Origin of the sequence: Micromonospora sp. NPDC047738 (assembly GCF_040642675.1) — a bacterium.
GTDB lineage: Bacteria > Actinomycetota > Actinomycetes > Mycobacteriales > Micromonosporaceae > Micromonospora.
The window spans coordinates 638,264-658,226 of record NZ_JBEYSO010000001.1 but is presented as its reverse complement, the minus strand read 5'-3'; the positions used below and the strand labels follow the sequence as shown (position 1 = coordinate 658,226).

The following is a 19,963-nucleotide window of genomic DNA, read 5'->3' as shown; positions in this document are numbered from 1 at the left end:
AAGTACCCACAAAAAGGTGGCTACTCAGCTCCGCAAAGGACGGACGACGGGCGCCCCAGCCGGGACGCCCGTCGTCGAGCGGAGGATCAGCGGCGGTTGTAGCGGTACATGGTCAGCGAGCCGAAGACCACGATGAACCCGACGCTCCACAGCAGCAGCCACATCGTGTTCGCCGCGTCGGACGAGCCGGCCATCGCCGCGCGTACCGAGGCCACCAGATGGGTGATCGGGTTGACCTTGACGAACGCCTGCAGCCAGCCCGGCATGGTGCTCGGGTTGACGAAGACGTTGCTCAGGAAGGTCAGCGGGAACAGCACCATCATGCTGACCCCCATCACCGACTTCTCGCTGCGCAGCACCAGGCCGAAGAACGTCCAGACCCAGGAGAACGCGAACGAGAAGACCACCAGCAGGCCGATGCCCGCCAGCACGCCGAGCAGCCCGCCGCCGGGCCGGAAACCGAGCGCCAGCCCGACGCCGAGGATGACCACCGCGGCGAGGATGTAACGCAGCACGTCGCCGAAGATCATCCCGACCAGCGCCGCCGGCCGCCAGACCGGCAGGGTCCGGATCCGGTCGAAGACGCCCTTCTCGATGTCGTTGTTGAGGCCGACCCCGGTGTACATGGTGATCATCACGACGCTGGTCACCATGATTCCGGGCAGGAAGAACTGCAGGTAGTCCCGCGGGCTGCCGGCGAGGGCGCCGCCGAACAGGTACGTGAACATCAGCACCATGATGATCGGGAACGCGGTCACGTCGAACAGCTGCTCCGGCACGTGCTTGATCTTCAGCAGCGCCCGCCAGCCGAACGTGAGCGACGCCGACAAGGCATTCGGCCGCGGTGGCCGGGCACCCGGCGCGAGGACCGTCGCCAACGCCTCGGCGGACGGCACGTAGACGGACGGCGCCCGCCCGGTGGTGGTCGCGGTGTCGCTCATCGGGCTGCCTCCAGCTGGTCGTCCCGCTCGTCGGCCGCGACGGCGGGGTGGTCGGTGAGGGCCAGGAACACCTCGTCCAGGCTCGGCTGGCCGAGGGAGAAGTCGTCGACGACGATGCCGGCGCGGGCCAGCTCCCCGAGCGCCCGAGCGGCCTGCTCGCTGGCCTCGAGGTCGCTGCCCTCCTCGCCGACCCGGGCCGTCATGGCCACCGGATCCGGTTCGAGCTGCACCGGCACGCCGAGCGCCGCCTGGAGCACCTTCTCGGCCTCCGGCCGCTGGCCCGCGTCGCGCAGCCGCACATGGATGGTGCCGGAGCCGACCGACGACTTCAGCTCGCCCGGGGTGCCCTCGGCGATCACCTTGCCGTGGTCGATCACCGCGATCCGGCCGGCGAGCTGGTCGGCCTCGTCCAGGTACTGCGTGGTCAGCAGCACCGTCGTGCCGTGCGCCACCACCGCCCGGACGATCTCCCACACCTGGTTGCGGCTGCGCGGGTCCAGCCCCGTCGTCGGCTCGTCCAGGAAGAGCAGGTCCGGGGTGTTCAGGATGCTCGCCGCGATGTCGATCCGCCGCCGCATCCCGCCCGAGTACTTCTTCACCTGCCGGCCCGCCGCGTCCGTCAGACCGAACGCGGCGAGCAGGCTCTCCGCTCGCGCCCGGGCGGCCGGCTTGGGCAGCCCGAGCAGGCGGCCCAGCAGGACCAGGTTCTCCGATCCGGTCAGGTCCTCGTCCAGCGAGGCGTACTGGCCGGTCAGGCTGACCCGGGCGCGCACCGCGTCGGCCTCCGTCACCACGTCGTGGCCGAACACCCGCGCCCGCCCGCCGTCGGGGCGCAACAGCGTCGCCAGCACCCGCACCGCCGTGGTCTTGCCGGCACCGTTCGGGCCGAGCAGCCCGTAGACGGTGCCGGCCGGGACCTGAAGGTCCAGGCCGTCGAGCGCGCGGGTCGCGCCGAACGAGCGGACCAGCCCGTCGGCCTCGACAGCCAGACCGGTGTTCCGTTTACTCATGATCACTACCTTCCTTCGACAATCAGGAGACGTACGGGCGCGCCGCCCGGCCGTCGCGCAGCGCCAGTCCCCACCAGCAGAGCTCGTCGAGCAGCACCTGGGCGTCCTGGCGCAGTTGGTCCTCGACCTGCGGCGTCGACTCAGCACCGAGCAGGTCGACACCGACGAAGTCGCGCACCGTCACGGCGTGCAGGGCGGTGAAGACCGTCCGGAGCTGGTCGACCGCGTGCAGGCCGACCGAACGGCAGCCGTACGACACGAAGCCGACCGGCTTGGCCTGCCACTCGTCGTACGCGTAGTCGATCGCCTGTTTCAACGAGGCCGGGAAGCTGTGGTTGTACTCGGGGGTGACCACGACGAACGCCTCCGCCCGGCTCACCTCCTCGACGAACGACCGCATGGTGGCCGTCGGCTCAGCGGGGTAGCTGGCGGGAAAGTCGTACGCGGCGAGGTCGACGACCGACACCGCCATGTCGTCGCGCTGCCGCGCCTGGTCGACGAACCAGCGACCGATCCGGTCGCCCATCCGCCCCTCGCGGGTACTGCCGATGATCACGGCGAGCTGTAGCGGCGCCATGCTTCCTCCCCGGCTCCGTCGGGCCTCACCCGTCAGGCGCGAGACGCCGGCCGGCAGCCGCCAGATCGGATCTGGCGGAGCCGCCGAACGCGGCCCGGAGTGTCGGTGGCGGCTGCTTCAATGGCGCCCGAGACGAGGGGGCGGCATGGCCGACGTGCGCATCCAGCCGTGGATCGAGGGCGACCTGGACCTGTTGCGGCAGCTCAACTCGCCGGAGGTGCGGCGGCACACGGGCGGGCCGGAGACCGACGAGCAGGTCGTGAGCCGCAACGCCCGCTACGCGCGGTCGAGCGGCACCGGTCCGGGTTGCATGTTCACCATCGGGCTGCCGGACGGGACCAAGGTAGGCAGCGTCGGTTACTGGGAGCGCGCCTGGCGCGGCGAGCAGGTCTGGGAGTTGGGCTGGGCGGTGCTGCCGGCGTACCAGGGGAGAGGGCTGGCCACCGCGGCGGTGCTCGCGACGCTGGACGCGGCCCGCGCCGAGGGGAGCCGGCGCTGGGCGCACGCCTACCCGTCGGTCGAGAACCCGGCGTCGAACGCGGTCTGCCGCAAGGCCGGTTTCACGCTGCTCGGCGAGACCGAGTTCGAATACCCGCCGGGGCACCTGATCCGCGCCAACGACTGGCGCATCGACCTGACCGGCACGACCGAGAAGTGACGGCGCCGGCGGCTGAGAGACAGCCGACCCCGGCGACGCGTCGTTGCGTCGCCGGGGTCGGTCGGACCGGTCGGGTCAGTGTCGCGGTAGCTTCACCGAGACCGGCGAAGCTTCGGAGCGATCCGCATCAGCGCGGATCCGACAGCCACCATGGCGAACCCCGCCAGCACGACCCAGACGGTGCTGGCTCCGGTGACGGCGAGTCCACCAGAAGTAGCTGCACCAGCAGCCGCAGGGGCAGTCACGTTGTTGTACATCTCTGGTTACCAGTTCCTTTCTCGGCGCAGAATGGCATCTGCGTATGCCTTGGCGTGGACGAATTGCAGAAAGAGGTCAAGGACCAACTCGTACATCGTTGCCGAAGCGAGCATGTACTTCCAGCCGCGATAGCGGACGGTCACCACCCGCTCGACGACAAAGATGCTGGAAATTGCCAGCCAGAACGGCTGGATGTGGATTCCCCCGTAGGCGACCACGGTGTACACGAGGGATCCGAGATACGCGAAGGTGACGAGCACCCCGAGGAGGGTCATCAACTGCCTGCCCCAGTACCGCCACGTCACACGCGTGAGCCCGTACTGAAAGCAGTTCTCGACGGCCCCCCGCTTCCAGCGCAGGCGCTGCCTCCAGAGGTCGCCCCAGGTGCCCATGACCTCGGTGACCAGTGAACATTCCTTGGGGGAGAGGACCGTGTAGCCGAGATGGCGCAGGGCGAAGGTCATCTCATTGTCCTCGGTCAGGACGGTGGTGTCGTAGACGCCACCCACTCCGTCGCCCGTGGGGAGCTTGCCACTGAGTCTCGCCGCGGAGATTTCCTTCAGGGTGCCTGCCCGGAACACCGCAGCGGTCCCGGTGACCACCAGGCACTTCCCGTTCAATCGGGCCAGGTCCCGGGCGTAGCGCATGTACTCGTTGCGTTGCAGGTGGCCGACGAACCCGCTGCCGCTGCTGCCCCGGAACACGCCCCCTACGGCACCCAGCCGCCGGTCGGCGCTGAGCTTCGCCACCGCGTGCGTCAGGAAGTGCGGGTCCAGGACCGAATCAGCGTCCACCACCATCACGAAGTCGTCACTCGCCAGCCGCGGTAGCAGTTGGGCGAGAGCCTGATTCAGCGCGCCCGCTTTTTTGTGTCGGTTCTCGTACGTCGTGAAGACGCGTGCACCGGCCTGTGCGGCCAGTCTCGCCGTTTCATCGCGACAGTTGTCGGCGATGACCACAACCTGTGTGGGCTGGTACGTCTGCCGCAACAGCGCGGTGACCGCTTCGCTGATCCCCTGGGCTTCGTTGTGCGCAGGAACCAGCACGATGAGCCGCCCAGGCACCGTGGCGCTACCACGGGCCGCAGCCGCGTTTCTTCTCATCGAGTGCCCCGCGTCGCGCCGCCCGGCGCCGCGCTGGCGCTCCCGGGCAGGCCGGCGGTGCCGGCCCTGGCGGTGCGGGGTCGGGTGGGGCCGGTGCCACACCTCGGTTGCGGCGCGGCCGGTGATGGCGGCGGTGTCGTTGGAGCGGTTGTTCGGCGCCACGACGGGCCGGTCCACCGGCCGGGTCTGGGCGACCCGTGCCCGCCCCCTGGCCACCTCGTTGTACGCGGGCAGCGCCACCACGACCGGGGGCCGCCGGTAGGTGCTCATGGGATGCGAGGTATCCGTTCCTGTTGGTGCTCGCGCCATCGGCGCCGCCGCCTACAGCCGCGCGGCGTCGATCCTCCGGTCGCTTACAGTATTCGGCGATCGCGATCTGTACCCCACAGCAATACGAACCAATCTCGCTGCCTGACTGTCCCGTCAGCCAGACCCATGTCGCCGGCTTGCCCGGCGGTACGGCCCCGGCCACGCACAGGTGGCGGACCCTGGCGTGCCGGTGAGGGCGGCCGGGCCGCGCGGACGGCCGGGCTGGCCCGGCCGAACGGTGGATCGGTGGGCATCCGTCACCGGGCCGCGTCCAGCCTCGCCCGCTGCTCCGCGGTCAGCACCAGGTCGACCGCGGCGAGGCTCTCGTCCAGCTGCGCCACCGAGGACGCGCCGACCAGCGCGATCGCCGGAATGTCCCCGCCCATCAGCCAGGCCAGGACCACCTGGTTGACCGTGCCGCCGGTCTCCGCCGCCACGGCATGCAGCGCGGCCAGCCGGGCCGGGGTGCTCGGCAGGTCATACTCGACGCCCAACCGGTCGGGCCGGGCGTACGCGCCCTTGAGCAGCGGCGAGTACGCGACCAGGGCGAGGTGCGGCTCGGCCCGCAGATAGCTGGCCAGGTCGGGGCCGACCCAGCCGACGTCGCCGTCCGGGTCCAGCTCGCTGGGCAGGTCCAGCCGCGGGGGCAGGTAGCTGCGGTGATACTGGAGCACCTCGTACCCGGGCAGGCCGGCCGCGGCGGCGATGCTCCGGGCCCGCTCCACCCGCCAGGCGCGGTGGTTGCTCGCACCCAGCAGCCCGACGGTGCCCTCGCCGACCAGCTCCGCGAAACCCTCCACGGTCTCCCGCAGCGACACCGTCCGGTCCTCGATGTGCGCGTAGAGCAGGTCGAGCCGGTCCACGCCGAGCCGCTCCCGGCTCCGCTCGGCCGACTCGCGGATCACCTTCGCCGACAGCCCCTCCGGGTTGTCCACATAGCTGGTGCCCGGGGCCAGGGGCCGCGCGCCGAGCTTGGTGGCGATGAACACCTCGGCGCCGACGCCGCGGCTGCGCCGCCAGCGGCCGAGCAGTTCCTCGCTCTCCCCGCCCTGGCCCCCGTTCTGCCAGAAGGCGTAATTGTCCGAGGTGTCGATGAACGTGCCGCCGGCCTCGACGTAGCGGTCGAGGATGGCATACGAGGTGGCCTCGTCGGTGGCGGTGCCGAACAGCATCGCGCCGAGGCTGAGCACGCTGACCTCGCGGCGGGTGGCCGGGTCGGTGCCGATCGTGCGGTATCTCATGGATTCCTCCCCGTGGGATGAGCGCCGTCGCCGACCACCCTCGACCTTCGAGCCTGCTCGAAGTCAAGCCCGCGCCACGGCGGCAGCCGGGTAGGCCCTCACCACGGCAGCACGCCGTAGCCGCCGCCGGCGTCCATCTGAAAACCCCACAGCAGCCCGCTCGGCCCGTCCGCCGGCAGCGTCGCCAGGTGCACGCTCACCTCCGCGCCCTGCTCCGGGGTACGGAAGCCGGAGTGGTGGTTGAGGTCGGTGGCGCAGTAGCCGGGGTTGGCCGCGTTCACCTTGATCGCGGTGTCCCGCAGTTCCTTGGCGTACATCGCGGTGACCATGTTCAGCGCCGCCTTCGACGACGGGTACGGCACCGAGGTCAGCTCGAACAGGGCGCCCTGCGGGTCGGTCATCACCGCGATGGAGCCGACCTCGCTGGAGACGTTCACGATCCGCGCGGCGGGGGCCTTGTGCAGCAGCGGAAGGAACGCGTTGGTCACCGCTACCACCCCGAACACGTTCGTCTCGTACACCTCGCGCAGCGTGGCGAGGGTGGTCTCGCTGGGCAGCGCCGACCCGTCGGCGCGGATGATGCCGGCGTTGTTGACCAGCACGTCCAGGTGGCCGTACTCCCGCTCGACCAGCTCGGCCACGGCGGCGACCGACGCCTCGTCGGTGACGTCCAGTGGCACGAACCGGGCGTCCGCGCCCTCGGCGCGCAGCGTCCGTTCCGCCTCCCGGCCCCGCGCGGCGTCCCGCGCGCCGACCAGCACGGTCCACCCGCGCGCGCCGAACTGCCGGGCGGTGGCCAGCCCGATTCCCTTGTTGGCCCCGGTGATCAGGGCGATCGTCGTCGTCATGGCACCGAGGCTGCCGCCGCGACGGGCCGGCCGGGAGAGGCCCGCCGAGGCTGGTACCGGCGGTACCACCCTCGGCGGTCGGGGTTGCGGCAGGCTGGAGTGCATGACGAGCCTGCGCCGTGATGAGCTGGCCGACTTCCTGCGCACCCGCCGCGCCCGGTTGCGCCCCGCCGAGGTCGGCCTGCCCGAGGGGGTACGCCGCCGCACGCCGGGCCTGCGCCGGCAGGAGGTCGCCCAGCTCGCCGGCATGTCCATCGACTACTACATCCGGCTGGAGCAGGGCCGGGGCCCGCACCCGTCCCGGCAGGTGCTCGCCGCGCTGGCCCGGGCGCTGCTGCTCGGCCGCGACGAGCGGGCGTACCTGTTCCGGATCGCCGGGGAGAGCCCGCCGGAACCGACCGGGCCGAGCCGGCAGGTGCCGCCGGGGCTGCGGCACCTGCTGGACGCGATGACGGAGACGCCCGCGTACCTGGTCGACGCCGCGTACGAGGTGCTGGCCTGGAACCGGCTGGCCACCTGGTTCGTCGGCGAGCTGTCGGCGGTACCGGCCGACGAACGCAACATGATCCGCTGGATGTTCGGCCGGAAGGTCCCGGAGTCGCACTGGACCGACCCGGAGGCGCTGCGCTTCGCCCGTACCACGATGGCCGACCTGCGGGCCGCGTACGGCCGTTACCCGACCGACCCGGCGATCGCCGGGCTGGTCACCGAGCTGCTGGGGACGTCGCCGCGGTTCGCCGCGCTCTGGGCCGAGCACGAGGTGGGGGAGCGGCGCCCCACCGTCAAGCGGGTGGCCCATCCGGAGCTGGGCCCGCTGGAGTTCGAGTGCCGGGTGCTGCACGTGCCGGAGACCGACCAGCGGCTCATCGTCTACGTCCCCGAGCCCGGCTCGCCGACCCAGGCGGCCTTCCGCCGGATCGGTGAGCGCGTCCGCTCCTGACGGAGTTCCTGGTCAGCTCGGTACGTAGTCGAAGGTGTCCGGGTTCGGCCCCTGCCGGCCGGCCTCGCCCTGGCCCAGGCCGCCGATCCGGTCCATCGTGGCGCCGTCCAGCTCGAAGTCGAAGATCCGGAAGTTCTCCTCGATCCGCTTCGCCGTGGTCGACTTCGGGAAGACCACGTCGCCGCGCTGGATGTGCCAGCGCAGCACCACCTGAGCCGGGGAGCGGCCCATCTCCTCGGCGATGTCGATGATCGTCGGGTCGTCCAGCACCTTGCCCTGGGCGATCGGGGACCACGCCTCGGTGATGATGTTGTGGGCCTGGTCGTACGCGCGGACCTCCTCGTTGCCGAAGTACGGGTGCGCCTCGATCTGGTTCACCGCCGGCATCACCTGCGCCTCGGCGGCCAGCCGCTCCAGGTGCGCCACCTGGAAGTTCGACACGCCGATCGACTTCGCCCGGCCGTCGCGCTGAAGCTCCTCCAGCACCTGCCACGTCGAGACGAAGTCCCCGTCGTACCGCGTGGGGAGCGGCCAGTGGATGAGGAACAGGTCGAGGTAGTCGAACTTGAGCGCCTGCAACGTCGACTCGAACGCCTTGCGGGCGTCGTCGGGGCGGTGGAAGCCGTTGCTGAGCTTGCTGGTGACGAAGACCTCGCCGCGGTCCAGCCCGGAGGTGCGGACCGCCTGTCCGACCTCGGCCTCGTTGCCGTACATCTGGGCGGTGTCGATGTGCCGGTAGCCGACCTGCAGCGCCGTGCCGACGGCCTGCGCGGTCTCCTGCGGCGGGACCTGGAAGACCCCGAAGCCGAGCTGCGGGATGGTGTTGCCGTCGTTGAGTGCGATGGTCGGAACGCCGTTCGCGGCCATGAAAGCCTCATCTCCCATCGTCGGGGGTGCCCGGAAGCGCTTCCACGCCCTCGTCCGGGCCATGCCACCAGCCTCTCCTACCCGATCGGGGCGGTTCCTCACGACGGGCCGACGGTGATCCGCGACAAACGATCATGACACCTGGAGTTCACCCAAGGTTGGCCGTCCCGTTGGTTTGCCGGTGCTACCAACGACCTCGATCCGCCCGAATGCGGATTTCCACCGGACAGGAGCGGGGTGCAGGTGCGGGCCAAGAGACTCACGGCGCTGGCTGTGGCGGTGCTGGTGCTGATCACCGGCTGTACGACGGACAGGCCGACGACGCGGCGGACCGACGGGCCGGCCACCGGCACCCTGCGCATGGTCGCCGGCAGTGAACAGCAAACCGTCGTCGACACCGTCGTGAAGCCGTGGTGCGCCGAGCGGCACTACCAGTGCGAGGTCACCTTCAAGGGTTCGGTGGACCAGGCCCGGATGCTCGCCTCCGGCAGCACCGACTTCGACGCGTACTGGTTCGCCTCCAGCGTCTTCCTGCAACTGGGCGACCGGGCCAGCGCGCTGCGCGACGTGCAGCCGATGTTCCTCACCCCGGTCGTCTTCGCCGCCTGGCGCTCCGAGATGGACAAACTCGGCTTCGCCGGCCGCTCCGACGTGCCGATCGCCGACATCCTGCAGGCCGTCGAATCGGGGCGGACCAGGGTGTGGATCACCAACCCCACCCAGTCCAACTCCGGCGCCACGGTGCTCTTCGGCTTCCTGAACCACTTCGCCGGCAACGGCCCGGGCACCCCGCTCACCCAGCAGCAGCTCGACTCGCCCGCCGTCGAGCAGGGCGTCACCCGGTTCGTCAAGGCGATGGACCAGACCCCGCCCTCCACCGGCACCCTGATGACCGAGTGCCTCGCCCGCCCGGACCAGTGCCGGGCCATGTTCACCTACGAGGACCTGGTCATCGAGAAGAACACCGAGCTGGTCAAGGCCGGCCGGGAACCGCTGCTGGTGGCGTACCCCCGGGGCTCCCTCGCGGTCAGCGACGCGCCGCTGGGCTTCCTGCCACACGACGGCAACGACAACGCCCACCGGATCTTCACCGAGCTGCAGAACCACCTGCTCAAGGACCCCGGTGCGCAGGCCGCGCTGCTCAAGCTGGGCCGCCGCCCCGCCGCCGGCGTCGGGCTCACCCTCGACAAACCCGACCCGGCCGTGTTCAACCCGGCCTGGGGCATCCAGGGCACCATCAACGAGCAGGCCATCCAGTTCCCGTCCGCCCCGGTCATCCAGGCCGCGCTGGACCGCTACCAGACCCGCTACCGCCGGCCGGTCGCCGTCTACTACTGCCTCGACGGCAGCGGTTCGATGGGCGACAACGACGGGTGGACCGGCATCCAGGCCGCCGCCGGGCAGATCTTCGACCCCGAGCAGGCCGCCCTGAACTTCCTGCAGACCCACCCGAAGGACACCACGACCGTCAGCATCTTCAACGGCGACATCACCGGCGGCAGCCCGTGGACCGTGCCCGGCAACGACCCCGCCGCACTGCGCGACCTGGTCCGCAAGGTCACCGGCTACCAGCCCGACGGCGGCACCGACATGTACGCCTGCCTGCTCCGCGCCGCCGACGAACTGGCCCGGCCGCAGCCCGACGACCGCAAGCGGCTGGTCGTGCTGATGACCGACGGCCAGTCCGACAGCAAGCGGCGCGGGAAGGCCCTGGCCGCGCTACGGTCGGCCGGCGTGCCGGTCGTCGCCATCGCCTTCGGCCGCGGCGCCGACCCCACCCAGCTCCAGGAGGTCGCCGACGCCACCAACGGCACCTTCGTCCGACAGGACGACCTGGTGGCGGCCCTGCGGCAGGCGGCGGGGTACAAGTGAGGCGCCGGCTGGCCGCGCCCGTCGCCCTGGCCGCCGCGGTCGGCGCCTTCGCGCTGGTCTTCGCCCTCACCGGCAGCCTGCTCTGGGCGCCGCTGCTCGCCGCCGCCGTCGCGCTCGGGCTCTACCTGATGCTCGACGACCGCTCCGCCGCGCGCGTGGCCAGCGACAGCTACGCCGACGAGGCCGACGACCGGGTGGGCGAGGCGCTGCGCGTGCTGCGCGGCGTCGAGCGACTCGCCCGGGACGTGCGCAGCCCGGCGGCCCGCCGCGCCCTGGACGACGCCTGCCGGTACGTCCCCGAACTGTTCGAGCGGGTCCGCGACCGCTCACCGGACAGCCTCTACTCCACCGCCGCCCAGGTCGGCGGCCATCTGCGCAGCCTCGACGGCGCGGTACGCCAGTATCTCGACATCCAGCGCCAGCCGGTGCTCTACCACGACCCGGAGATGCTGCGCCGCAACGGCGAAGCCGCGTTCCGACGCTTCGCCGACTTCGCCCTGGACAGCGTCCGGCTGGTCAACCAGGGCGACATCGCGCAGTACACCGCCAACCTGGACACCGTCGCCCCACCCAGCCTGCCCGACCTGGGCCGATAAGGAGTCACGTTGAGACTGCCCAGCACCCGGTTCCTGATCGGGCTGGTCACGGTGATCGCCGTCTGCGTCGTCGCGGCGCTGCTCTGGCGCCGCTCCGCGGACACCCCGGCGACCGCCGGCCCACCCACCACGGTCACCTGCGTGGGCGGCTCCGAGAAGTCCGAGCTGATGGCCGACGGCGAGGTCAAGCGGATCCTGCGCGAGGACTACCGGCTGGCGGTCGCCTTCCAGCCGCTGGGCTCCTACGACCAGGTGCAGCTGAGCACCGACGAGATCAAGGCCCGCAAGCTGGACTGCCTCTGGCCCTCCAGCGCCAGCGCCCAGAGCGTCTTCGAGGCCCAGCACGCCGGAGCCTTCCCGGACTACCGGGCGGAGAACCTGCTCCAGTCGCCCGAGGTCATCTACGCCGGACCGCGCGGCACCGACGCGCTCCTGCGCAAGGGCATCGTGCAGCGCCGCGGCGACCGGTACTTCGTGGTCGACATGAAGGGCCTGCTCCTCGACCACGTCGTCAAGCGCGGCACCTGGGAGGCGATCGGCGCGGCCGATTTGCGTGGCCCGATCACCGTGGCCAGCACCGATCCCGCCAAGTCCAACAGCGGATTCACCCTGGCGCAGCTCCAGCTCAACATCATCGCCACCGCCGACGGGTTCTCCGCCCCGAGCCTCGCCCAGGCACGCCGGGCCCTGCCCACGATGCGCGCGCTGCACGACGCGCAGGGCCTGCAGTCCCGCAGTTCCGACTCGGGCTTCCGGGAATGGCTCACCCAGGGCGGCGAGTTCAAGGCCCCGCTGTACGCCGGCTACGAGAACCAGATCATCCAGCAGGTGGTGCAGAGCGGCGACAACAGCGCCAACCTGCTGAAGAACGTCCGGGTGCTCTACCCCGACCCGACCATCTACAGCGACCACCCGGTACTCGCCCTCGACCCGGCCGCCGGCCGGCTCATCGACGCGCTCAAGGACCCGAAGATCCAGGACATCGCCTGGCAGCGGTACGGCTTCCGCTCGGCCGTGCAGGTCGGCGCGAACGACGTCACCGACTTCCCCGACATCGGGCTCGCCGACCAGATCCGGGCTGCTCCCGCGCCCGCCGCCGACGTGACGCTTGCGCTGCTCAGCTGCATGAAGGACGCCACCACCTGCAAGTGAAGGGACCCACGTCATGACCGAGGGACTCCAGATCGACTTCGGCAGCATCGTCGGCGGCTCGGCCGACCCGCCCGCCGGCGCCGCCGACGCGGCCATCACCACCGCGCTGGCCACCGCGGAACCGAAGACCTTCTCCTGCACCGCCCTGCTCACCCCGGCGCAGCGGACCCAGGCCGAGCAGGCCGCCCGCCAGCTCTACCCGACCATGCTGGCCAACACCGAGGCCCTGGCGAACTTCGGCAACCAGGCCTTGGACCAGGTCAACGCGCAGGTCAGCCGGATCTTCCGGGAGGTCGGCCGGGTCGACATCCCGGAACTGACCAGCATCATGCACGAGATCAACGACCGGATGCGCAGCTTCCGCCGCAAGTACGACCCGAGCGACCCCAAGGTGCGGGAGACCTTCACCAAGTTCTCCGACGCCATCCGCGGCCTGTTCCGCAAGGGGCGGGATCTGCTGGAGATGCTGTTCGAGGAGGCCCGGACGGTCGAGCAGCAGCTCGACCGGGTCGCCGGGCAGCTCAGCGACAAGCAGTTGCAGCTACGCCGCAACGTGGTGCTCTGCGACGAGCTCTACAAGGCCAACGAGGCGGCCATCGGGCAACTCGTCGGCGTCATCGCGGTGATGGAACTGATCCGCGACGCGGCGCTGGCGGACGCCAGGTCGATCACCGTCGCCCCCGGCGCGCCCGACGAGCGGGACCAGCAGGAACGACTCTCGCTGGTCACCGAGTTCGTCCAGGCGCTGGAGGTGCGGATCAACGAGTTCCAGCAGCGCCTCTTCGTCGCCTGGTCGACCTCGCCGCAGGTGCGTAACATCCGCACCCTCAACTACGGGCTCGGCCAGCGTCTCGCCCTGCTGATGAACCTCACCATCCCGACGATGAAGCTCACCATCGCCCAGTGGGCGCTGCTGTTGCAGGCCAACCAGGCCGCCGACATGCAGCAGGCGGTCGCCGACGGCGCCAACGACGTGCTGTCGGCGTACGCGGCGGCATCGAAGACGGCCGTGCCGCAGATCGCCCGGGTGATCCAGACCCCCACCGTCCGCCCGGAAACCATCCTGGAGGTAGCCGAGTCGATCGACGCGCAGGCCCGGGGCATCGAGGACGCCGTCCGCTACGGCCAGCAGAAGCGGGCCGAAGTGGTCACCGCCATCGTCACCGCGAACCAGTCCATGTCGGAGTCCGCCCAGCGGCTCAGCCGGACCGTGGTCGACCTGGTCACCCGGGCCAAGGAGCCGGTGGCGCTGCCCCCCGGCCCGCAGCTTCCGACGGCCGTGCTGGAGCAGGCCCCGGCAGTCGTCCCCGCCCCGCGCTGACCGGCGCGTCACCGGCCGGCGTCAGCGCGGCCGGTGACTGGCCCGCCTCGAACAGCACCGGCCACGGGCGGGCGGCCGACGCGACCGCCGCCGGCCCGGGCGCCGGCTCGACCACCGCCAGCACCTCGGCCGCGAGCTGGGCGCAGCCGCGTGCTGCTGCCTGAGTACCACACCGCGTACCACTTCTGACGCCGGCCGCGGCGGGGCCCGGCGGTCCCGCCGCTCAGCCCCCGGTCAGGTCGCGCAGGGCCAGCACCGACTTCCAGTTGCGGGTCGTCGCCACCACCCCCAACTTCTTCTCCAGGTACGCGTTGGTGAACTTCGTCCGCCCGTAGCCGCCGTCCGGGAAGTGCAGGTGCAACTCCCGGCCGGCCACCTCGTACTCGATGTTCTCGCCGGCCGGCACGGTCAGGTCCTTGACCTTCGCCGCGGTGGGCTTGGCCGACAGGAAGGCCACCAGCACCCGGGTCGGGTCGTCCTGCTTCGCCGCGTACGGGCTGGCGTCGGCGACCGCCGCCAACTCGCCGCCGTTGCGGACCAGCACCGGCACCCGCAACCCGAGCTCGTCAGCGAGCTTGCGCTCGATGCCCTCGGCCAGGATCTCGTCCCTCGTCGGTGGGCTGGTGAAGACCACGTTGCCGCTCTGCAGGTACGTCTTCACGTCCTCGTGGCCGAGGTCGGCGACCAGGCGACGCAGGTCCGCCATGGCGAGCCGGGTGCTGCCGACGTTGACACCCCGCAGCAGGGCGGCGTAGCGGTTGCTGCCGTCGGCCATCCTGGGCCTCCTCGCCTCGACATCGCTCCTGCCCAGCGTAGGGCCCTCGGCGCTGCCCGGCTGGCCGCGTCCACCCGCGTGGTGTGAATCGCCTGCGACATCAGGTCGACAGCGACTCACGAGGTATCTGCCGGGCGGCTCAGCAGGCGGCGGCGGACACACTCCTCCTCCCGGACCGCTGCGCCGCGACGTCGCGGCTCAGCGCTGGCGGATGGCGGTGGAGTTGAGCCGGAAGCCGATGGTGCGCTCGACGATCCGCTCGACCAGCTCCATCTTCCGCAGCCCGGCGATCCCGCGCAGTCCCAGCCGGGCGGCCAACGCCCGCAGTTCCCGGGTCGTCCACGACCCCAGGTACGCCGTACCGTCCTCGCGCCGGGGCATCGCCGCGAGCGCGGCCTGGGCCCGCTCCACGTCCTGGATCACGCCCGGCACCCCGCCCGGTGGCGCCGCCCGTCCGGCGGCTGCCGGCGCACTGCCCCCGTTTTCCGGCACCGGGGCGACGCCGGGGGCGGGCGGCGCGGGGTCGGCGGCGGCCGGGAGCAGCGCGAGCCGGGCGCGTCCCGCAGCCAGGTCGGCCACCTCCGTCGCGGACAGACCGCCGAGGAACGCGGCCACCCGGGCCAGCACTTGGGTCGGGTCGCTCATGCGTCCGCCCCCGTCGCGCCGCTGGTGACGGGGACGGCGGGGGTGGCCGCCGCGCCGCTGGCGGCGGGGGAGGAGGGCGCTGCCGCCGAGGCGGGCTGGAGGTGGGCCAGAAACTCGGTGGTGATCTGACGCAGCTCCTCGCGGACCGCCGGCGCGGTGACCCGGTCCCGCAGCACCACCGGCACCCCGCGTGGCGTGTTCGTGGCGAACAGGGTCACGTTCTCCCGCAGCGCGGTGGGGAACACCGGCACGCCCAGCGCCCGTACCTGGTCCATGTAGCCCTGGTGCGCGGCGATCGGCTGCTGCGCCATCAGCTGGATCATCGTGAACACCACGCCCGCGATGTCCGGGGCGACCTTGTGGTGACGCCGGATCTTGGCGAATCGGCGGGAGTCCGCGTTGTACCGGTCGACCAGCTCGCGGACATTGCCGTGCAGGTAGTCGATGCCGAGGGTGGACAGGTAGTCGGCCTTCGCCGGGATGAGCAGGTGGTCGCTGGCGATGATGGCCGACTGGGTGACCACGTTGAAGTTCGGCGGGCAGTCGATGAGTACCAGGTCGTACGGGTCCAGCGCCGGGTCGTGCAGCCCCTGGTCGAGCGAACCGCGGACCCGGAACAGCTCGGCGTCGTACTCGTCGCCGTCGGCGACACCCCGGGCCAGGGCCAGGTCGATGTCGACCAGCTGGAGGTGGGACGCGATCAGGTCGAGCCGCCCGGCACCCTTCAGCTGGGCGTTCGCCGGGCCGGGCGAAACCACCAGCTCCCCGAGGGCCACCGCCGGGGTGTCCCCGCGCAGCCCGTCATACCAGCGCTTGACCGTCCGCTCGTCGCGCAGTCGGTCCCGCCAGTCGTCCGGCTCGTAGAAACTGAACGTCAGGCTGGCCTGCGGATCGAGGTCGATCAGCAGTACCTTCATCCCCCGGTTGGCCAGCTCGGCCCCGAGGTTGGCGGTCATGGTGGTCTTACCCACCCCACCCTTGTAGTTGATCACCGATACGACGTACACCTGCACCTCCCCGACCGGAACGGTAACGGGCGGGCCGGAATCCCGTGCTACCTCCCCGGCTCTCCGGCATCACCGTTCCGAGCGGCTTTCACTCGCCACCGCCCGGCCAACTCCGGGCGGTGCCGGCGTACGGATGGTTCGCGCCAATCGTCCGTATGACGGGACGCGTCGCCCGATCGTGTCGTACTTGTGACCTGCCGCCGCTTCGCAGCGCACTGTCCCAAGTGGTTGCCTGAAGCCAACATCCCCTGGTCAAAAGCTGCTCAGTGGAGCATTCACCGGGGTGACCCTGTTAACCGACGGCGGTGGCCGACGCTGATCACCGCCTCACCAGCAGGAGGAATCCGCGTGCTATTGAAACGACCGAGCCGGATCGCGGCCGCGGTGGCGGGCGCCACCGCGCTCGCCTTCACGGTCTCGGCCCCGGCCCAGGCCAACGATCACGAGAACCTTCCCGGCGAGCCGACCATCACGTTGCCGATCAACGACAGCGCGGCGGGCGGCACCTACAACCAGGACTTCACCCGGGTGTACGCCAACACCACGCCCGACGGCACCCCGGTCTACATCTACGTCCCGAAGGGCACCCCGCTCGACGGCACCGCGCCGGCCGGCGTGGCCAGCCTCGACCCGCAGTTCGACCACAACCCGGGCGACGGGTTCACCCCCTGCGCCACGGCCACGGCGGCGCAGTTCACCCTCACCCAGGCGCAGATCAACTACGTCGGCGACAAGCTCGCCAACCAGATCGTCGCGGTGGACGAGGAGCACTTCGGCCCGATGGACGCGGCCGACCCGGACGAGCCGGCCAGCGACTCGCTGGTCATGGTGCTCTACAACATCCAGGACGACGCGTACTACGACTGCGCGCAGACGTCCTACACCGCCGGCTACTTCGCGCCGGACTTCATCCAGACCAACGGCATGAACGTCATCGTGGTCGACGCCCTGGACTGGGCCAACCGGGTCGGCCCGAACGACTCGCCGTGGCGCGACAACAACCCTGCCAACGACCGCCCCGAGCTGTACGAGGGCACCGTCGCGCACGAGCTGCAGCACCTGCTGCACAACTACAGCGACCCGGGCGAGCTGTCCTGGGTCGACGAGGGCCTGGCCGACTTCGCCATCTTCCTCAACGGGCTGGACGCCGGCGGCTCGCACCTGAGTAACCAGCAGGTCTTCTACGAGGAGACCTCGCTGACCCGGTGGGGCAGCACCCTGGCCAACTACGGCGCCTCCTTCACCTACTTCCAGTACCTCTGGGAGCAGGCCGGCGGCAACGGCGACGGCACCTACACGCCGGACAAGCAGTACGACGGCAAGGCCGGTGACCTGCTCATCAAGAAGATCTTCGAGGAGCAGGCCGACGGCATGACCGGCGTGCAGAACGCCATCGACAGCTTCAACGCGGCGACCGGCGGGCACCTGCGCAGCGCGGCCGACCTGTTCCGCGACTGGTCGGTGGCGGTCTACCTGGACGACGAGAAGTCGCCGATCTACGACATCAAGGCGTTCGACTTCGGCGACCCGGCGGACACCTCCTGGACCATCGACATCGCTGACGACGTCTTCTGGGGCGGCCGGGGCCACTACCAGGGCGCTACTCCGGAGGCCAAGTGGGCGCGGCTGAAGAACCGCCCCGACACCACCGCCGTGCCGTTCGGCATGTCCGTCGAGCGGTTCCGCAACCCCGGCCCGACCGTGGCGCTGGCCTTCGACGGCGACGACGAGACGGTGATCGCGCCGCACACCGGCACGACCCACTGGTACGCCGGGTACGAGAGCCAGGACGACAACATCCTCGACGTCGACACCTCCGGCGGCGTGACCTCGCTGGACTTCTGGAGCTGGTACTTCATCGAGGAGGGCTGGGACTACGGCTTCGTCGAGGCCCTGGTCAACGGCAACTGGGTGACGGTGCCGGTGCGCAACGACGCCGGCCAGGTGGTCACCACCAACGACGACCCGCACGGCAACAACGAGGAGGGCAACGGCCTGACCGGCACCTCCGGCGGCCGGTACTTCGTGGACGACCCGGCCTACCTGCACCTGACCGCCGACCTGCCGGCCGGCGCGACGGACGTGCGGTTCCGGTACTCCACCGACGCCGCGTACATGGACACCGGCTGGTTCGTCGACGACGTTCGGGTCAACGGCGCCGATGCGAACCTCACCTCGGCGGCGGGCAACTGGTTCGCCACCAGCGGCGTGCAGGACAACAACTGGACGGTCCAGGTGGTCAGCCACTGTGATCTCACCCCGGGCGTCACCTCGCCGGGGGAGACCACCGACGGCGCGGGCAACTGGGTCTACCGGTCCACCGGCGACCAGTTCACCGCCAGCGGCCTGAAGACGAAGTGCGCCAACGGCAAGCAGGACGACTTCGCCGTCCTGATCTCCAACCTGCCGACCGGTGACCTCACCTACCTGGACGCGGACTACACGTTCCGGGTGACCAACACCGGCAACGCGAAGTAAGTTCCGTACCCCTTCGGGCCCGCGCCGCACGTCGGCGCGGGCCCGTCGCGGTCACCGGCCGGCCGCGGTGCCGGAGGTCAGGACTCCTGGTAGACCGGGAGGCCGAGGGTGGCCCGTACCTTGTTGGCCTGCTCGCCGCCGTCGTGTGCGGCGGCGGCACGGATCTCCCGCATCAGCGCCTCGGCGCTGGTCGTCTCGGCGGCTAGCTTCCAGTGCCGCAGCGCCACGTCGTTCTCCTTAAGCAGCGCGGTGACCGGGGCCTGCACCGCCGCCGGCCACACTGTGGTCCGCAACTGCTCGGCGTGTGTGGCGCTGGTGACGGCGACGGTCCGGGCCAGGTCACGGCACGTCCGCCACGGCTTGCCAGCCTTGAGCGCCTCCTCCAGCGCTTCCAGCGCCGTGTTGTACGGCGCCACGATCGCCAGGTATCGGCCCTTCGCCTCCTTCGGGCTCAGCGGCGCCGGGGCGGTCGGCGACGGGGTCTGCCAGACCGGCGGCTGGAGGGTGCGGTCGACGCTCTCGCCGCAGCCGGCGAGCAGCAGGACCAGGGCCAGGGCGGCGGGCCAGCGACGCACAGGACTTCCCATCTGGGCGAGGTCAGGTCACCGGGGAGTCTAAGGCCGGCCCGGCGAGCCCATCGGCCCCCGCTACCGGCGGTCGCCGTCCCGCTCGGGCTGGCCCGGCACCAGCCGCCAGTACTGCCGCTTCCCGTCGTCGCGAACCACCACCCCGAGCCGGCCCAGTTCCTCGCGCAGCTCCCGCACCTCGCCGCCACGGTCGGCCTCGACCGCCCGCTGCCGGGCCCGCAGCAGCGCGTCCGCCCCGGCCGGCAGCCCCGGCAGCCCCTCCACCCAGCGCCGGTACGCCGCCCGGTGCGGGTCCTGCTCCAGCCACGGCCAGCCCTGCCCGGTGAACGCGGCACGCAGCCGGCCCTGATCCAGGTCGGACTTCTCCCGGGCCAGTTCCCCACCCTCGGCGTCGAGCAGCACCAGCGCCTTCCCGTCCAGGAAGACCCCCGCGACCCCGGCCCGGGCGACGTCCCGGCCGTGGCCGTCGCGGTGCAGCCGCACCCCGGTCCGGCCCACCGTCACGGTCAACCGCTCCCGGGTGCCGAGGTAGGCGACGATCAGCCCGACCAGCGCCAGCGCCGCCGCGCCCCCGGCGTACGCCCGCTCGTCGGGCAGCCGGGCCAGCAGCTTGAACCAGCCCTGGAACGGGAACCAGGGCAGGCCGGCCAGCCAGCCGGACGCGGCCGTGAGCGCCGCGCCCAGCCCGGCCCCGAGCAGCGGGAACCCGGCCCACATCAGCACCAGCTCCCCGGCGCCGCCGCTGACCACCGTGTCGCCGTACCCCCGCGTGGTCATG

The 19,963-nt window shown here is 71.2% G+C and carries 19 protein-coding genes; 7 read left to right on the top strand and 12 right to left on the bottom strand.

The window, feature by feature from the left end:
- Window positions 1-86 precede the first annotated feature (86 nt).
- The 3 genes from ABZ783_RS03050 to ABZ783_RS03040 are packed head-to-tail and all read right to left on the bottom strand — an operon-like array spanning window position 87 to window position 2,528.
- Entirely contained in the window at window positions 87-941 is an 855-nt protein-coding gene (locus ABZ783_RS03050) for an ABC transporter permease (protein ID WP_357434170.1), read from the bottom strand.
- Entirely contained in the window at window positions 938-1,951 is a 1,014-nt protein-coding gene (locus ABZ783_RS03045) for an ATP-binding cassette domain-containing protein (RefSeq protein WP_357434168.1), read from the bottom strand. Before ABZ783_RS03045 ends, ABZ783_RS03050 begins: the two co-directional genes overlap by 4 nt.
- Window positions 1,952-1,973: 22 nt before the next feature.
- Window positions 1,974-2,528, bottom strand: a complete 555-nt coding sequence (locus ABZ783_RS03040; protein ID WP_357434166.1) for an NAD(P)H-dependent oxidoreductase — start codon at window positions 2,526-2,528, stop codon at window positions 1,974-1,976.
- Between the two features lie 145 nt (window positions 2,529-2,673).
- On the opposite strand from ABZ783_RS03040, the gene ABZ783_RS03035 reads away from it, so the two are divergent.
- Window positions 2,674-3,186 (top strand): GNAT family N-acetyltransferase, encoded by a 513-nt coding sequence (locus ABZ783_RS03035; protein WP_357434164.1) that lies wholly within the window; start codon window positions 2,674-2,676, stop codon window positions 3,184-3,186.
- Window positions 3,187-3,449: 263 nt separating this feature from the next.
- Here the strand turns inward: ABZ783_RS03035 and ABZ783_RS03030 are convergent, their stop codons facing one another.
- The 3 genes from ABZ783_RS03030 to ABZ783_RS03020 form a co-directional block, all read right to left on the bottom strand.
- Complete coding sequence (locus ABZ783_RS03030; RefSeq protein WP_357434162.1) at window positions 3,450-4,817, bottom strand: glycosyltransferase family 2 protein; 1,368 nt, start codon at window positions 4,815-4,817, stop codon at window positions 3,450-3,452.
- 296 nt (window positions 4,818-5,113) lie between these two features.
- Window positions 5,114-6,097 carry an aldo/keto reductase gene (locus ABZ783_RS03025; RefSeq protein ID WP_357434160.1) on the bottom strand — a complete coding sequence of 328 codons (984 nt, stop codon included), beginning with the start codon at window positions 6,095-6,097 and terminating at the stop codon, window positions 5,114-5,116.
- A 98-nt stretch (window positions 6,098-6,195) separates the two neighbouring features.
- Window positions 6,196-6,945, bottom strand: coding sequence for an SDR family oxidoreductase (locus ABZ783_RS03020; RefSeq protein WP_357434158.1), 750 nt, complete (start codon window positions 6,943-6,945; stop codon window positions 6,196-6,198).
- A gap of 103 nt (window positions 6,946-7,048) precedes the next feature.
- On the opposite strand from ABZ783_RS03020, the gene ABZ783_RS03015 reads away from it, so the two are divergent.
- On the top strand, window positions 7,049-7,885 hold the full coding sequence (locus tag ABZ783_RS03015) for a helix-turn-helix transcriptional regulator (protein ID WP_357434156.1): 837 nt from the start codon (window positions 7,049-7,051) through the stop codon (window positions 7,883-7,885).
- Between the two features lie 12 nt (window positions 7,886-7,897).
- On the opposite strand, the gene ABZ783_RS03010 is transcribed toward ABZ783_RS03015, so the two are convergent.
- The gene (locus ABZ783_RS03010) at window positions 7,898-8,752 is read right to left on the bottom strand and encodes an aldo/keto reductase (protein ID WP_357434154.1); all 855 of its coding nucleotides are present in this window, start codon (window positions 8,750-8,752) and stop codon (window positions 7,898-7,900) included.
- 243 nt (window positions 8,753-8,995) lie between these two features.
- Here ABZ783_RS03010 and ABZ783_RS03005 point away from each other — a divergent pair, with 243 nt between their 5' ends.
- The 4 genes from ABZ783_RS03005 to ABZ783_RS02990 are packed head-to-tail and all read left to right on the top strand — an operon-like array spanning window position 8,996 to window position 13,693.
- Entirely contained in the window at window positions 8,996-10,624 is a 1,629-nt protein-coding gene (locus tag ABZ783_RS03005; RefSeq protein WP_357434152.1) for a VWA domain-containing protein, read from the top strand.
- Window positions 10,621-11,220, top strand: a complete 600-nt coding sequence (locus ABZ783_RS03000) for a hypothetical protein (RefSeq protein ID WP_357434150.1) — start codon at window positions 10,621-10,623, stop codon at window positions 11,218-11,220. Before ABZ783_RS03005 ends, ABZ783_RS03000 begins: the two co-directional genes overlap by 4 nt.
- Window positions 11,221-11,229: 9 nt before the next feature.
- Complete coding sequence (locus ABZ783_RS02995; protein ID WP_357434148.1) at window positions 11,230-12,372, top strand: hypothetical protein; 1,143 nt, start codon at window positions 11,230-11,232, stop codon at window positions 12,370-12,372.
- Window positions 12,373-12,385: 13 nt separating this feature from the next.
- Window positions 12,386-13,693, top strand: a complete 1,308-nt coding sequence (locus ABZ783_RS02990; RefSeq protein ID WP_357434146.1) for a toxic anion resistance protein — start codon at window positions 12,386-12,388, stop codon at window positions 13,691-13,693.
- A gap of 223 nt (window positions 13,694-13,916) precedes the next feature.
- Here ABZ783_RS02990 and ABZ783_RS02985 read toward each other — a convergent pair whose 3' ends face one another.
- The 3 genes from ABZ783_RS02985 to ABZ783_RS02975 form a co-directional block, all read right to left on the bottom strand.
- A complete protein-coding gene (locus ABZ783_RS02985; protein ID WP_357434144.1) occupies window positions 13,917-14,468 on the bottom strand; it encodes a DUF1697 domain-containing protein in 552 nt (183 codons plus the stop codon).
- A 198-nt stretch (window positions 14,469-14,666) separates the two neighbouring features.
- Entirely contained in the window at window positions 14,667-15,113 is a 447-nt protein-coding gene (locus ABZ783_RS02980; RefSeq protein WP_357434142.1) for a Rho termination factor N-terminal domain-containing protein, read from the bottom strand.
- Window positions 15,110-16,120: an AAA family ATPase gene (locus ABZ783_RS02975; protein WP_357434140.1), complete on the bottom strand. Its 1,011-nt coding sequence runs from the start codon at window positions 16,118-16,120 to the stop codon at window positions 15,110-15,112. Before ABZ783_RS02975 ends, ABZ783_RS02980 begins: the two co-directional genes overlap by 4 nt.
- A gap of 348 nt (window positions 16,121-16,468) precedes the next feature.
- Between ABZ783_RS02975 and ABZ783_RS02970 the strand changes: the two genes are divergently transcribed.
- Entirely contained in the window at window positions 16,469-18,598 is a 2,130-nt protein-coding gene (locus ABZ783_RS02970) for a hypothetical protein (RefSeq protein ID WP_357434138.1), read from the top strand.
- A gap of 77 nt (window positions 18,599-18,675) precedes the next feature.
- Here ABZ783_RS02970 and ABZ783_RS02965 read toward each other — a convergent pair whose 3' ends face one another.
- Window positions 18,676-19,185, bottom strand: a complete 510-nt coding sequence (locus tag ABZ783_RS02965; RefSeq protein ID WP_357434136.1) for a hypothetical protein — start codon at window positions 19,183-19,185, stop codon at window positions 18,676-18,678.
- 60 nt (window positions 19,186-19,245) lie between these two features.
- Window positions 19,246-19,962 carry a hypothetical protein gene (locus tag ABZ783_RS02960; protein WP_357434134.1) on the bottom strand — a complete coding sequence of 239 codons (717 nt, stop codon included), beginning with the start codon at window positions 19,960-19,962 and terminating at the stop codon, window positions 19,246-19,248.
- Window position 19,963: the final 1 nt, after the last annotated feature.